This window comes from Paenibacillus sp. yr247 (assembly GCF_900103825.1).
Lineage (GTDB): Bacteria > Bacillota > Bacilli > Paenibacillales > NBRC-103111 > Paenibacillus_E.
On sequence record NZ_FNIF01000014.1, the window covers coordinates 103,788 to 117,616 of the forward strand.

Here is a 13,829-nt window from a genome sequence, read left to right on the forward strand (position 1 = left end):
CCGTCACCTCGATCAGAGACTTCCCGCTCTTTTAAAATAAGAAATATAACTGCGCCATCGGCAGCTTCGTCGCCGGCTCACATGTGATGGCTTCCCCATCCACTTTCACTTCATAGGTTTCTGGGTTTACTTCAATAGAAGGTGTTCCATTGTTATGAACCATGTCTTTCTTCGAAATATCACGGCAGCCTTTCACGGGCTCAATACGCTTTTGCAAACCTAACTTCTCAGCTATGCCGCGATCATAAGCAGCTTGAGATACGAAGGTAATCGAGCTTTGAGTCAATGCTTTACCGAAAGCCGCAAACATTGGTCGGCCGTATACAGGCTGCGGCGTTGGAATAGAGGCATTCGGATCACCCATTTGTGCGTAGGCAATGCTGCCTCCTTTGAGCACCAGATCCGGCTTAACACCGAAGAACATCGGACTCCAAATGACTAAATCCGCGAATTTACCAGGCTCAATTGAACCGACAAGGTGCGAGACACCATGCGTGATAGCCGGGTTGATCGTATACTTTGCAATATACCGCTTGATGCGAAAATTGTCGCCATCTTCTGTATCAGGAGCCAGCGGTCCACGCTGTTTCTTCATCTTATCAGCCGTTTGCCAGGTGCGTATAATGACTTCTCCTACTCGTCCCATGGCCTGGGAATCCGAACTTAGCATGCTGAACACACCTAGATCATGCAGAATATCTTCCGCAGCAATCGTTTCCGGACGAATCCGCGAATCCGCGAAAGCGACATCCTCGGGAATACGGCTGTCCAGATGATGACACACCATGAGCATATCCAAATGCTCTTCAATGGTATTGATCGTATACGGACGTGTTGGGTTTGTTGAAGACGGCAATATATTAAGCTCGGCAGCTGCACGGATAATATCTGGCGCATGCCCCCCGCCCGCTCCTTCTGTATGATACGTATGAATCGTACGGCCTTTGATAGCCGCTAATGTATCCTCCAGAAATCCCGCTTCATTTAGTGTATCGGTATGAATGGCTACCTGAACGTCGTATTGATCCGCAGCTTCCAGACAAGTGTCTATAGCCGCCGGTGTCGTTCCCCAATCTTCATGAAGCTTCAAACCAATAGCTCCCGCTTCAATTTGTTCAATTAAAGGTGCCAGAAATGAGGCGTTGCCTTTACCCGTAAAGCCCAAATTCATCGGGAAAGCTTCTGCTGCTTCCAGCATCCGCTGCATATGCCAGGCACCAGGCGTACAAGTAGTGGCATTCGTACCTGTTGCAGGCCCCGTCCCTCCGCCTATCATCGTCGTCACGCCGGAGGAAAGTGCCGTTTCGATTTGCTGAGGACATATAAAATGGATGTGGGAATCGATCCCCCCAGCCGTCACAATTTTACCTTCACCTGCAATAACCTCTGTGCTTGCTCCCACAATCATATTTGGATGCACACCATCCATTATGTCCGGGTTCCCCGCTTTACCAATACCGACGATATGACCATCCTTGATACCGATGTCACCCTTGACTATACCCCAGTGGTCGATAATGACAGCATTCGTAATCAGGGTGTCCAGTACACCTTGATCTCGGGTAGCTCCACTGGATTGACCCATCCCGTCACGAATTACCTTCCCACCGCCAAATTTACATTCATCCCCGTATACGGTGTAATCATGCTCAATTTGCGCCCAGAGCTCCGTATCTGCTAAACGTATGGCATCACCCGTTGTAGGACCGAACATCAACGCATAACTCTTACGATCTATTCGATTCACCGGGAATCCCCTCCCATGCTTGCCATCTTACTCTCACAGCACTAGACATATCCCCTTTGATCGCTAGTCCTTTGCTTAAATTATTGAGCCCATAAGACAGTTTGGCCCCGCCCAGTTCTACAAGCTGAATGGGCTTCTGTTCCCCCGGCTCGAACCGGACAGCCGTACCCGCGGGAATGTCCAATCGCATGCCGAAGGCTAACTCTCTCGGAAACTCCAAAGCTCGATTCACCTCAAAAAAGTGAAAATGCGATCCTACCTGAACGGGACGATCTCCTGTATTCGTAACGATAACGTCTACCGTTTGTCTTCCTATATTCATTTCAATATACCCTTTAGTTGTTCGATATTCTCCCGGAACCATCTTCTCGCCCCTTTCGATCATTCCATTCATTTTTATGGTTAGGTTATTGGTTCGTGTACAGTCACTAGCTTCGTACCATCGGGAAATGTAGCCTCTACCTGAACCTCATGAATCATCTGAGGTACACCTTCCATGACTTGCTCTGCACACAGAATGGTAGTGCCGAACGCCATCAATTCAGCAACTGTCAACCCATCCCTTGCTCCTTCCATGATTTCAGATGTTAGCAGCGCTATACTTTCTGGATAATTCAGTTTTAAGCCTCTGGCAAGTCTTCGGCGTGCTAAGTCAGCAGCTACTGTAATGAGCAGCTTTTCTTTCTCTCTCTCCGTTAAATGCACATCTTCACCTCTTCAAAAACCGAATAATAGTAATCCTTTACACTTATTATATTCGGGTATTCAACGATTGTAAATCTTTAATGTTATGTATAGTGACATAAAAACTGTATTCATCAAAGGTTTTTTTCGTTTTCATGTAATTTTAACAAAGAAATTGCTATCATTTGTGCGTTTTTCACAAAAAAGATTTCATTTATGTCATATATATTGACACAAACTTGTTTTCCACTTTATCATTAGCGTGTAATCCAAATCTTGTAAGCAAGGGAGTGGGACATGAATGAGAGAGATAAGAAACAAAGGTAAGCTCACAGTAGCTTTGAGTATGGCTTTGATGATGGTTATGGCTGGCTGTGCGAAAACCGAGCCAACTGTATCCACAACTTCACCTATGGCGACTAATGCCGCTGCGTTAAAAGCGGAAACGAAGGATGAGACCGTACCTGTTGGTATTCTTCACTCTCTGACAGGGACCATGTCCATTAGTGAGGTTTCGGTAAGAGATGCCGAACTCATGGCGATTGACGAGATTAATGCAGCTGGGGGACTTTTAGGCAAGAAAATCAAACCCGTAATTGAGGACGGCGCATCCGACTGGCCGACTTTTGCAGAGAAAACTAAAAAGTTACTGCAAAAAGACAGTGTCGTAACGATTTTTGGCTGCTGGACATCCGCCAGCCGTAAAGCGGTACTTCCGGTCGTCGAGCAAAACAAAGGATTACTTTGGTATCCGGTACAGTATGAAGGTGTGGAATCATCACCTAATATCTTCTATATTGGTGCAACTACGAACCAACAAATTATCCCCGCAGTAACTTGGCTCCTGCAAAACAAAGGCAAGAAATTCTACCTCCTCGGTTCCGACTATGTATTCCCAAGAACAGCCAACAAAATTATTAAAGAGCAATTGAAAGCTGAAGGCGGCACACTCGTAGCGGAAGAGTACACACCACTTGGACACACAGACTACAATACAATCATTAGTAAGATCAAAAAAGAAAAACCGGATGTCATTTTCAATACACTGAACGGAGACAGTAACGTAGCCTTCTTCAAACAATTGAAGGATGCAGGCATTACATCCAAAGACTTAACAACGATGTCCGTAAGTATCGCTGAGGAAGAGGTTCGCGGTATTGGAGCGTCTGTCTTAGATGGACACTATACGGCTTGGAATTACTACCAAACAACGGATACGCCTGAAAACAAAAAATTCGTAGAAGCTTACAAAGCTAAATACGGAAAAGACCGCGTTACCGATGATCCAATCGAAGCAGGTTACACAGCCGTTTACCTTTGGGCTGCTGCTGTGAAGAAAGCAGGCTCCTTTGAAGTAGAGAAAGTGAAAGCCGCTGCCAAAGGTATCGAGTGGAACGCACCGGAAGGTAAAGTAACGATTGATGGGGAGAACCAGCATATTTCCAAAACGGCACGTATCGGCCAAATCCAAAAGGATGGGCAAATTAAAGAAATATGGAACTCCGGTCAAGCCCTCAAACCAGATCCTTTCCTCAAAACATACCCATGGGGCGGGGAAGTAACGAAGAAATAAGGATGACAATTAGAGTAATTATTGGAACCAGGTCTGCCTAACGGCAGTCCTGGATTTCATCATTTACTTGGAGATTACTGGGAGGGATTGTCATGAGTCTGCTGCTTCTTCAATTGTTTAACGGACTGAGCCTAAGCTCCATCCTGCTCTTAATCGCAATTGGTCTCGCTATTACATTCGGCCTTATGAATGTAATGAATATGGCACATGGTGAATTCATCATGATCGGCGCTTACATGGCTTATCTGGTTCAGATGTGGTTCCAGAAATTTCTACCGACCTCCGCATTCGGCTGGTATTTCATCGTTTCGTTAGGTGTTGCCTTCGCTGCAGCCTTTTTCATCGGTTGGCTGCTTGAGGTTTTTCTCATTCGTTTCATGTACGGCAGACCGCTAGATAGCCTGCTTGCGACATGGGGGGTCAGTCTTGCCCTACAGCAGCTTGCACGCTCCCTCTTCGGTGCTCCGAATGTGGCTGTTAAAGCCCCAGAATGGCTGGAAGGCGGATGGCACTTGACTGCCGACCTTATTCTTCCATATAAACGTCTCTTCATTATCGCTTTGGTTGCTCTATGTATCTTCGTCATTTATATGTATTTATACCACTCTGCCGGAGGCAGACGAATGAGAGCTGTTATGCAGAATCGTGAAATGGCCGCTTGTCTGGGTGTTTCCACACGTAGAGTAGATGCTCAATCCTTCGCGTTTGGTTCCGCCATGGCGGGAATTGCTGGATGTGCCTTAACGCTGCTGGGACCGATCGGACCAACGATTGGCACCTACTACATTGTTGATGCTTTCATGGTTGTTGTTCTTGGTGGAATCGGCAAGCTAATTGGTACCGTTGCTGGAGCATTAGGTATTGGGGTTTTCAATACAGCTTTGGAATATACAACTAGTGCTACGCTTGGTAAAGTACTCGTCTTTACACTTATTATCGCCTTCTTGCAATGGAAACCGATGGGACTTGTGACGATGCGTTCAAGATCCTTAGATTGAGAAAGGATGTGACATCTTCCATGCTCTTAGCCGGACAATCCAAGATCAAACTGACCGTTTATACCGTTTTTTTAGTCGCTATCGCATTAGCTCCCCTGTTCTTATCTGAATTCCGACTTTCGCTTCTTGGCAAGTTTCTCGCTTATGCCATTATCGCTATGGGAATTGATCTGATTTGGGGCTACACCGGCATCCTAAGCCTCGGTCACGGTGTCTACTTTGGACTTGGGGCTTATTGTATGGCTATGCACCTGAAGCTCGCCGCGGCACCCGATCAGCTGCCTGATTTCATGTTATGGAGCGGTGTCGAAAACTTACCTTGGTTCTGGTTCCCTTTTCGCTCTGCTGGCGCTGCGTTCCTTCTCGCCCTCATCATACCTATGATTGTCGCATTCTTCTTGGGCTATTTTACATTCCGCAATCGAATTAAAGGTGCCTTCTTTTCCATTCTATCTCAGGCGCTTGTTATTCTTACCGTTACGTTGTTCGTTGGCCAGCAAGGGTATACAGGTGGAACCAATGGACTCACCAACTTTGACACTTTTCTAGGCTTAAACCTACAAACGCAATCAACAAAGCTTTTATTTTTCTATCTCACCTTAGCTGTTGTAATCGTCGTTCTTCTCCTTTGCAGTTTGCTCGTCACCAGTCGTATGGGGAACATTCTCACGGCCATTCGAGATGGGGAACAACGGGTCCGCTTCATCGGCTACAATCCCGTCACTTTTAAAGTATTCGTTTACTGTGTTTCGGCAGGATTGGCCGGACTGGGCGGCGTGCTCTTCGTTCTTCAGGAGGGGATTATCTCGCCCGCGCAAATGGGGATCGTCCCTTCTATTGAGATGGTTCTATGGGTCGCCATCGGCGGACGCTCAACGATCGGCGGCGCCTTTCTCGGAGCGTTGATAACCAATGCAGCCAAAACAACGTTCAGTGAAGCCTACCCAGCCTGGTGGCCTATCATGCTTGGAGCCATGTTCATCATTGTCGTTCTATTACTTCCCAAGGGTATCGTCGGTACGATTACACATTACACCTCTAATTGGAAAAAAACCGTGCTTCCTAAGCCGATTTCTTCATCGCAAGAAGCAAGCTGACCATACATCACAATGTGCTTTACGAAACTTGAAGGAGGAACACCCAATGCTAGGACAATTAGCGAAGCAACAACCTGTAACCGGCGAGAAAATCCTGAATATAAATGGGCTTGAAGTGAGCTTTGATGGATTCAAAGCCTTAAGCAATCTGGACTTTTCCTTGCAATATGGAGAACTTCGTTTTCTCATCGGACCTAATGGAGCAGGTAAAACAACCCTCCTGGATGTCATTTGCGGGAAAGTAAAGCCTTCGCAAGGTCACGTTTATTTCAAAGATTCGATAGACCTTACCAAGCATCAAGAACACCAAATCGCACAGCTAGGCATCGGACGTAAATTCCAAGCGCCTTCTGTCTTCTCAACGTTAACTGTATTTGAAAATCTGGCTCTGTCCATGAAACAGCAGCGTGGTCTTCTCAGTGCTTTATGGACCAAAACTACGAGTGAACAGAGGGACCGCTTGTACCACAGACTCGAGATGATAAGCCTGCAAAGCAAAGCCAAAGAGCGCGCAGGGTCACTCTCTCATGGCGAGAAACAGTGGCTCGAAATCGGGATGCTTCTCATGCAAGAGCCTGATCTGCTGCTGCTTGACGAACCCGCCGCCGGCATGACGGATAGCGAGACTGAGAGAACCGGTGAGCTTCTTCACGAAATTGCAGCTAATCAGACGATCATCGTTGTAGAACACGATATGGCGTTTGTTCGCCAATTCGCTAGAACTGTAACGGTGCTCCATGAAGGCACTGTGCTTCGGGAAGGCACGATGCAAGATATCCAAAACGATGAAAAAGTTGCCGAGGTTTATTTAGGAAGGAGAGAGGAGCGCGGTGCTTAACCTCCAGAAAATAGAAGCTGGATATGGCGAGAGCATGGTTGTTCGCAATGTGAACCTCCAGGTGAAACCAGGCCAAATCGTTTGTCTATTGGGACGCAACGGTGTAGGAAAATCAACACTTTTGAAGAGCATCATGGGACTTATTAAGCCAAAGTTCGGCTCTATTTACTTTAATGAACGAAACATAACGTCATTTCCTACGGATCGACGAGCCAAATCGGGCATCGGCTATGTACCGCAAGGCCGTGAGATCTTTCCACAGCTTACTGTTGAAGAAAACCTATTACTCGGTCTTGAAGCTGCAACAGATGGAAGAAAAAAAACCCCTGACTCTCTCTTCGATACCTTTCCTGTTCTTCGTCAGATGCTTCACCGCAAAGGGGGAGACCTTAGCGGCGGGCAGCAGCAGCAATTAGCAATAGCACGCGCCTTAGCCCTTGGACCAACGCTGCTGCTTCTGGATGAGCCGATGGAGGGCATCCAGCCTTCTATTGTTATGGAGATTGAAGCCTTCATCGAATCTATCAAACGCAATCGAGAAATCGCAGTATTGCTTGTCGAACAAAGCCTAGAGTTCGCTACAAACATTGCCGATTACTACTATGTATTGGACCGAGGCAAAATAGCCGCCGAAGGTCGTACCGATCATCTGAACGAAGAACAAGTGAGAAAGCATTTAACTGTATGATTTTGCAGGCAAGACTTTGAACCCGATGTGATCGTACTTGATACTGGGGTGTTGGTTATAAATTTCTATTCACGTAAGCTCCCCATGGAGCTTTTTTTGTTTGGGAAAATGAAATGAAAACAGTCACCAAATGGGCAGAAGCACAATATGATGATTATGGAAAATGACCCAATCAATCTCATGCAGTTGAAAGGAGTGACAACAAGAGATGGCGGTCATTAAGGCAAATACGAATGATAAACAAATACTTGCCCGATTACTCCGAGCTGAGGCTGAGGGTGAAGGTGAGATTGGTATGCTTTGGTGTCGGAAACGTAGGCGTCAATCGAATTAGAGCCAACTGTCTCGACTTCAGAAATATCCTCACCATTCTTCTCCCCTACGGTCAAAGATTGTCCCTCTGCGTTTGGTACTTTCGGTTAATCGTTACGAACACAACCATTGCTTCACATTACAGTACAGAAGAAAGCTTTCAAGAGGAAAGCTCAAGGAGGATTTAGATTTATGTTGAATAACCCTTACAAAATAGGCAACCAAGCAAACCCGCAAATGCCATTTGGTTATCCATATCCAGCCTATCCAATGCCAACAGATAAAATGGTACCCCCTACACCAAGCGGTGCAGTACTCCCGCCAACTGGCGGCCTGCAAACAGGTGTAAATGTACCTGGTCAACTTCCGATAGAACAATCTTACATCGAAAACATACTTCGTTTGAATTTAGGCAAGATGGCTACAATTTATATGACATACGAAAATAACTCGCAATGGAATGCCAAAATTTTCAAAGGCAAATTGGAAGCCGCGGGACGTGATCATATCATCATCAGTGATCCAGCTACCGGCATGCGCTTTTTATTGCTCATGGTAAATCTAGATTACATTACGTTCGACGAAGAGCTCCAGTACCTTTATCCATACTCGGGCGGTGTTGGTCCACGAAGATAAAAATTAAAAACAAATATAAAACCGCTTGCTCGATGTTTGAGCAGCGGTTTTTTGTCATGTTGAAGTCACCTGTGAGAAATGCCAAATATGAAGTTTGCGCAGACCCCCTTCAATCCAATCTTCCCATGCGGCTTGGTGTGAAGCACTTACGCTACCATGTAAACGATCTTGTTTCAAAGAAATGTACTCCTCGTAGGTAACTCCGTTCCAAATTTCTACAAAAAGTCCGCATTGATCTGTTCCTTCCAACAGCTCCAAACGCCCTTCCCGCCTCTGCCATTGCTGCATATAGATGAGAAAGGACTCCCGATAAGTGGATTTTATGGCATACTCTACAAAAACTTTAGACATTTTTAGACCTCCCTCTGATTTATTTTTTGCTCTAAGATGGTAAACTAATAAGAAGACGGAAAAAAGACCATGCTTCAATGTTTACGAAGAAAGTTTTCCTACAGAAAACTCAGCCCATGCTTACGAAGAAAGTTTTCCTACAGAAAACTCAGCCCATGCTTACGAAGAAAGTTTTCCTACAGAAAACTCTTAGGAGGAAACCCACTTGGACACAGGCACTCATCTCGTTATTGGTTTAGGGTTAGCTGGACTTTCGCAAATTGACCCTAGCGTTTCGGCGGACTCAGCAGCGACCACTGCAGTCTTCATCGGAACGGTCATCGGCTCTCAAATTCCGGATGTGGACGGGCTGCTTCGTTTTAAAGGCAACGCCACTTACATTCGTAACCATCGCGGACGTTCTCATTCTTTGCCAGCATTACCTTTATGGACGCTGTTGATCACCGGAGCACTTGCTCTTTTCTTCCATGGAATTCCCCTGCTGCACCTTGGGATGTGGGTAGGTATCGCCGTTTGTTTTCATGTTTTCACGGATTGCTTTAACACATATGGCACACAAGCGATTCGACCTTTTTCAGAAAAGTGGATATCGTGGAACATTATACACATCTTTGATCCGTTTATCTTTTCAAGCCATATCGCTGCAATATTCATGTGGTCATTCCACGTTGCTAGCCCAAAACTTGTTTTCCCAGCCTTGTACGGGATCATCGCCGTTTATTACATCTGGCGGTCACTCGACCATTACATCGTGGAGAAGGGGCTTTATCGCAAAGACCCCACCTTTCAACCAGGAGATAAATACACACTTATTGTAACATTCAACCTCTACGTGTGGAACGTAGTGAAACGAAGAACAGACGGAACCTACCAATTGGGTGAATTTAAGAATTCAAAGCTTAAATGGATAGATACAGTCAAATGTGAAGAACATCCAGCCATCCAAGCGTCTATGAGTCACGAAGATATTCAGGCCTTGCTCTACTTCTCCTCATTTACGTGTGCGGAGGTCAAAGAACACCGCTGGGGTTACGAAGTCAGATGGGCTGATGTGCGCTACCGCCATCGCAAACAGTACCCGTTCGTAGGGGTAATCCTCATGGATCACAATTACCAGACACTCGACTCGTATGTAGGTTGGGTGAATGACACTAGACTTGAGAAGAAGTTAAGAGTGGATCTTTATTAGAAAAGGGGCGCGTCAACCAAACGCGTCTTTTTTACGTTTACATAAACAAACAAAAACCCAGAGGTTTTTAGGCCTCTGGGCTTTATTGTTACATAAAATAGGAAAAGCTATTAACGAAGTCAGGCATCCTAACGGAAATTGGATTGTCCAGCCAGCGTTTGCTCGGCAATTTGCACTAAGCGACGAGTAATGTTACCCCCGATTGCACCAGCATCGCGAGTAGCCATATAACCCATGTAACCATCTTGAGGAATTTGGATGCCCAGTTCTTGAGCTACCTCATATTTCAATTGATCTAAAGCTTGAGTGGCTTGTGGAACTACCAATGTGTTACTGCTACGAGATTGTGCCATAAGGATCAGACTCCTTTCAGTCAGCTATGATCTTTGATGTATTTGCAAGCTTGCAAAGATAGTATGTGGAGGAAATGAATTTATATGCACAGCGATCAAAAAAGTTTAAAATAAGAAGACACTGTTCAAACTTCTAGAAAGTAGGTCACGTTTATGAGTAAACCGCTCGCTCTTCTTTTCGCTGTTGTTGGCACCTTACTGCTCGCTTCTATCAGCTTATTCATTGCCCTTAGACAGCCTTGGATGATTCTAGTCTGTTCTATCATCTCCTTAGGATTTATCGGATATGGATTTGCCGTCAAAGCGAAAATTCGCAAAAGAAACACTCGATTATAGATAAGAACAAAAAAAGAGCTCAAACAGCCACAATAGCTGTGCGAGCTCTTTTTGCAAGTTAAAGGACGACGAAGCCCATTCGCTTCTTCACTTCGAGCAAGGTTTGATCTGCCACTTCAGCGGCCTCCTGCGCTCCTTTTTTCAAGATGTCGTATATTTCGCCTGTACTGCGAATTTCGCGATACCGTTTCTGAATCGGCTCCAGGACCGCGACAAGGTGCTCAGCCAAATCCTTTTTGAAAGGACCATAGCCTTGCCCTTCGTATTTGGCCTCAATCTGAGCTACACTCATCTCAGCAAAATGTGAATAGATCGAGATCAAATTACTGACTTCCGGTTTATTTTGAGGATCATACATCACTTCACGGCCAGAATCTGTGACAGCACGGCTAAGCTTCTTTCGGATCACATCAGGCTCATCCAGCATGGCAATGAAGCTACCCGCATTTGGACTGCTTTTACTCATCTTTTTGGATGCATCATCTAAAGACATAATTCTCGAACCAATCTCAGGTGTGTAGGGCTGCGGCATCACAAACATTTCACCAAAACGGTTGTTGAAACGGTTCGCTAAATCGCGGGTCAGCTCTAAATGCTGTTTCTGATCGTCACCTACCGGGATAAGGTCAGCATTATACAACAGGATATCTGCGGCCATGAGAGATGGATAGGTAAAAAGGCCGGCACCAACGGAATCCTTGCCTTCGGACTTATCTTTAAACTGTGTCATCCGCTCAAGCTCGCCCATATGGGTTAGCGTCGTCATGATCCAGCCTAGCTCTGCGTGCGCGTGTACATGGGATTGTAGGAAAACAGACGCCTTATTCGGATCCAAACCTGCTGCAATATAAAGTGAAGCTGCTGATTCGGTTTGCTCCTTCAAAGCTGCTGGATCCTGTGGAACCGTTATCGCATGCATATCCACCACCATAAAATAACAGCGATGCAAATGCTGCAGCTTCACATAGTTGCGAAGTGCGCCAATATAATTGCCAATCGTCAGCTGTCCGCTGGATTGCATACCCGATAATACTCGTTTCATTTGATAGTCCCTCCTATAAATACGTAGCTTATTTTATCCAAAAAAAACAACAAAAAGGCCTCTCCCCGCAAGGGACGAGAGACCGTGGTACCACCCTAATTTGTCCGCGAACAAGCATCTAAAGTATGCGCTGTTCCATAAGACCTTCAAGCTCTGATAACGGGGAGCTACCGTTTGGCATACTTTGACAGATGTGGATGATCTCCCGGCCTAATTTCCGGTAACCTGCATACTGTGTTCAGCCTCAAGCTCAAGGATCCATTCAGCTTGTTCGTTTCGCCGGTTCACACCAACCACCGGCTCTCTGAGAAACGGGAGACAAACTTACTTGTTCCTATCATCGCTTACTGATTTTATATTATTATACACCCTGAATTTCCATTGTCAACCAAGGCATTGTCCTATCCCAGCTTGGTTGTACATAAGATAGAGCATATCCTATTCTTCGGACAAAGGGGTGTCAACGAATTGTCATCAACTCTATACCGGTGGAGTCTTCCTATCTCCACGGTGATTTGCGCGTTTCTCCTTATCCTCATTGTGACAACGCGAGAGCTGCCTCACATGGGTCTGGTGATTTATGAGATCAGGCTCGTCTTTCAAGCATTCATGGACATTTTTCTCGATGCTTTGCCTTTTATGTTATTAGGCGTCCTTCTATCCACCGTCGTTGAAAACTACATTCCTGAAGCTTTTATCAGAAGAATGACACCCAGACACCCACTTGGAGGCATCTTATTTGCCTGTGTACTTGGGATCATGTTCCCGCTCTGCGAATGCGGAATGATTCCTTTCGTTCGCCGTCTCATGCTGAAAGGAATGCCTGTGTATATTGCCGTCATCTTCATTTTGGTCGGACCGATTCTCAATCCTATTGTCTTCGCCTCGACATTCATGGCTTTCCGCGGCGAGCCCGCAATGGCTTTTTCGAGAATGGGGCTTACATTTGGCGTTGCACTTATCGTCGGACTTCTATTGACACGCTTCCTGAAGAACAGCCCTTTACGCCAACCCATCCAAAACCAAGCACACGCGCCTCACCACCATAATCACGATCATAACCATAGTCATAGTCATAGTCATAGTCATAGTCATAAACATAGTCATGACCATGACCATCACCACGGCCACAATCACACACACGGTGACAATCGTATGATGACTATGATCAGCCACGGTACCACTGAGCTGTTCGAGATGAGTAAATACTTGATGCTAGGCGCTTTCCTAACCGCACTTATCCAAACATTTGTCGCCAAAGAAAGCTTGTCGACGATCGGGCAAGGTCCTTTCATCTCTCATGTGTTTATGATGGGCTTTGCCTATCTGCTGTCGCTGTGTTCCACTACGGATGCCTTCGTGGCTGCCTCCTTCGCCACGACGTTCTCCTCAGGCTCCTTACTGGCTTTCCTCGTGTTCGGTCCGATGATTGATGTTAAAAGCACCCTGATGCTGCTATCCATCTTCAAAGCTCGATTCGTGCTTACTCTCTCCATCGTCGTTGCTGTTACGGTATTGACAGGGTCCCTGCTTTTCATGCATTTCTTTTTAGCCTGAATGCATTCATAGGTAGCTAATCTTGATACACAATTAGTACTATCCATATTTTCGCATAAAAAAGGAGCCCGCTTCTATCTTTACACTGGTACCCATAGTCTGGACACTTTGAAAAAGTGTTCAGACTATGGGTACCTTTTTTTTGTATACTAGAGTAAGCACCGGAGGGGATTACATCATGTCTAAAAAAATCTTTAACGAAAAAGACCGAATGAAATTATCAACCAATAAATATGTTGTCAAGATAAGTGAGAAAGCAATAACCTATGCTGATGAATTTAAACAGTTGTTCATCGATCAATACATGGAGGGGAAAACCCCTTGGGAAATCTTTGAATCAAACGGTTTTGATGTAAACATAATTGGAAAGCAACGTGTAAAAGCATGCGCCAAGCGTTGGAAGAAAGCATACGGAGAAGATGGAATTA

At 45.6% G+C, this 13,829-nt stretch carries 16 protein-coding genes, 1 pseudogene and 1 other annotated feature; of the genes and pseudogenes, 11 read left to right on the forward strand and 6 right to left on the reverse strand.

From position 1 onward, the window contains the following. Positions 1-31: 31 nt before the first annotated feature. Genes ureC through BLT91_RS20435 form a run of 3 tightly spaced genes read right to left on the reverse strand, consistent with a single transcriptional unit; the run spans position 32 to position 2,452 of the window. The gene (gene ureC / locus BLT91_RS20425) at positions 32-1,747 is read right to left on the reverse strand and encodes an urease subunit alpha (RefSeq protein ID WP_090824315.1); all 1,716 of its coding nucleotides are present in this window, start codon (positions 1,745-1,747) and stop codon (positions 32-34) included. Further along, positions 1,728-2,111, reverse strand: a complete 384-nt coding sequence (ureB, locus tag BLT91_RS20430) for an urease subunit beta (RefSeq protein WP_090824317.1) — start codon at positions 2,109-2,111, stop codon at positions 1,728-1,730. Before ureB ends, ureC begins: the two co-directional genes overlap by 20 nt. A 38-nt stretch (positions 2,112-2,149) precedes the next feature. Next, complete coding sequence (locus BLT91_RS20435) at positions 2,150-2,452, reverse strand: urease subunit gamma (protein ID WP_090824319.1); 303 nt, start codon at positions 2,450-2,452, stop codon at positions 2,150-2,152. Positions 2,453-2,732: 280 nt separating this feature from the next. On the opposite strand from BLT91_RS20435, the gene urtA reads away from it, so the two are divergent. From urtA to gerQ, 7 genes and pseudogenes are all read left to right on the forward strand, one after another. Further along, positions 2,733-4,004, forward strand: a complete 1,272-nt coding sequence (urtA, locus tag BLT91_RS20440) for an urea ABC transporter substrate-binding protein (RefSeq protein ID WP_175532429.1) — start codon at positions 2,733-2,735, stop codon at positions 4,002-4,004. Positions 4,005-4,096: 92 nt separating this feature from the next. Next, positions 4,097-5,002, forward strand: a complete 906-nt coding sequence (gene urtB, locus BLT91_RS20445; protein ID WP_090824322.1) for an urea ABC transporter permease subunit UrtB — start codon at positions 4,097-4,099, stop codon at positions 5,000-5,002. A gap of 20 nt (positions 5,003-5,022) precedes the next feature. Beyond that, entirely contained in the window at positions 5,023-6,099 is a 1,077-nt protein-coding gene (gene urtC / locus BLT91_RS20450) for an urea ABC transporter permease subunit UrtC (protein WP_090824323.1), read from the forward strand. Between the two features lie 46 nt (positions 6,100-6,145). Next, positions 6,146-6,937 (forward strand): urea ABC transporter ATP-binding protein UrtD, encoded by a 792-nt coding sequence (gene urtD / locus BLT91_RS20455; RefSeq protein ID WP_090824325.1) that lies wholly within the window; start codon positions 6,146-6,148, stop codon positions 6,935-6,937. Next, the gene (gene urtE, locus BLT91_RS20460) at positions 6,930-7,625 is read left to right on the forward strand and encodes an urea ABC transporter ATP-binding subunit UrtE (protein ID WP_090824327.1); all 696 of its coding nucleotides are present in this window, start codon (positions 6,930-6,932) and stop codon (positions 7,623-7,625) included. Before urtD ends, urtE begins: the two co-directional genes overlap by 8 nt. A gap of 208 nt (positions 7,626-7,833) precedes the next feature. Further along, positions 7,834-7,993 (forward strand): annotated as a pseudogene (locus tag BLT91_RS33020) (cell wall hydrolase); the annotation flags it as partial. Between the two features lie 181 nt (positions 7,994-8,174). Beyond that, a complete protein-coding gene (gene gerQ, locus BLT91_RS20470; protein ID WP_254777043.1) occupies positions 8,175-8,573 on the forward strand; it encodes a spore coat protein GerQ in 399 nt (132 codons plus the stop codon). A gap of 54 nt (positions 8,574-8,627) precedes the next feature. Here gerQ and BLT91_RS20475 read toward each other — a convergent pair whose 3' ends face one another. Next, complete coding sequence (locus tag BLT91_RS20475; RefSeq protein WP_090824331.1) at positions 8,628-8,924, reverse strand: hypothetical protein; 297 nt, start codon at positions 8,922-8,924, stop codon at positions 8,628-8,630. Positions 8,925-9,129: 205 nt separating this feature from the next. On the opposite strand from BLT91_RS20475, the gene BLT91_RS20480 reads away from it, so the two are divergent. Further along, the gene (locus tag BLT91_RS20480) at positions 9,130-10,113 is read left to right on the forward strand and encodes a metal-dependent hydrolase (protein ID WP_090824333.1); all 984 of its coding nucleotides are present in this window, start codon (positions 9,130-9,132) and stop codon (positions 10,111-10,113) included. Between the two features lie 128 nt (positions 10,114-10,241). Here BLT91_RS20480 and BLT91_RS20485 read toward each other — a convergent pair whose 3' ends face one another. Further along, positions 10,242-10,472, reverse strand: a complete 231-nt coding sequence (locus tag BLT91_RS20485; protein WP_090824335.1) for an alpha/beta-type small acid-soluble spore protein — start codon at positions 10,470-10,472, stop codon at positions 10,242-10,244. A gap of 147 nt (positions 10,473-10,619) precedes the next feature. Here BLT91_RS20485 and BLT91_RS20490 point away from each other — a divergent pair, with 147 nt between their 5' ends. Beyond that, entirely contained in the window at positions 10,620-10,802 is a 183-nt protein-coding gene (locus tag BLT91_RS20490; protein ID WP_090824337.1) for a DUF5325 family protein, read from the forward strand. 58 nt (positions 10,803-10,860) lie between these two features. On the opposite strand, the gene trpS is transcribed toward BLT91_RS20490, so the two are convergent. Further along, complete coding sequence (trpS, locus tag BLT91_RS20495; RefSeq protein ID WP_090824339.1) at positions 10,861-11,844, reverse strand: tryptophan--tRNA ligase; 984 nt, start codon at positions 11,842-11,844, stop codon at positions 10,861-10,863. 67 nt (positions 11,845-11,911) lie between these two features. After that, positions 11,912-12,194 (reverse strand) — a binding site (T-box leader). A 118-nt stretch (positions 12,195-12,312) separates the two neighbouring features. On the opposite strand from trpS, the gene BLT91_RS20500 reads away from it, so the two are divergent. Both BLT91_RS20500 and BLT91_RS20505 read left to right on the forward strand, forming a co-directional pair. Beyond that, the gene (locus tag BLT91_RS20500) at positions 12,313-13,401 is read left to right on the forward strand and encodes a permease (RefSeq protein WP_254777042.1); all 1,089 of its coding nucleotides are present in this window, start codon (positions 12,313-12,315) and stop codon (positions 13,399-13,401) included. Between the two features lie 178 nt (positions 13,402-13,579). Continuing rightward, positions 13,580-13,829, forward strand: a 250-nt coding sequence (locus BLT91_RS20505) for an HTH domain-containing protein (RefSeq protein ID WP_368086836.1), incomplete at its 3' end; no start/stop codon positions are given.

Excerpts from the sequence above, each read along its gene's own strand:
- trpS (WP_090824339.1), bottom strand. The coding sequence starts at position 11,844 with ATGAAACGAGTATTATCGGGTATGCAATCCAGCGGACAGCTGACGATT.
- BLT91_RS20490 (WP_090824337.1), top strand. The coding sequence starts at position 10,620 with ATGAGTAAACCGCTCGCTCTTCTTTTCGCTGTTGTTGGCACCTTACTG.
- BLT91_RS20475 (WP_090824331.1), bottom strand. The coding sequence starts at position 8,924 with ATGTCTAAAGTTTTTGTAGAGTATGCCATAAAATCCACTTATCGGGAG.
- ureB (WP_090824317.1), bottom strand. The coding sequence starts at position 2,111 with ATGGTTCCGGGAGAATATCGAACAACTAAAGGGTATATTGAAATGAAT.
- urtB (WP_090824322.1), top strand. The coding sequence starts at position 4,097 with ATGAGTCTGCTGCTTCTTCAATTGTTTAACGGACTGAGCCTAAGCTCC.
- urtC (WP_090824323.1), top strand. The coding sequence starts at position 5,023 with ATGCTCTTAGCCGGACAATCCAAGATCAAACTGACCGTTTATACCGTT.
- urtA (WP_175532429.1), top strand. The coding sequence starts at position 2,733 with ATGAGAGAGATAAGAAACAAAGGTAAGCTCACAGTAGCTTTGAGTATG.
- gerQ (WP_254777043.1), top strand. The coding sequence starts at position 8,175 with ATGCCATTTGGTTATCCATATCCAGCCTATCCAATGCCAACAGATAAA.
- urtD (WP_090824325.1), top strand. The coding sequence starts at position 6,146 with ATGCTAGGACAATTAGCGAAGCAACAACCTGTAACCGGCGAGAAAATC.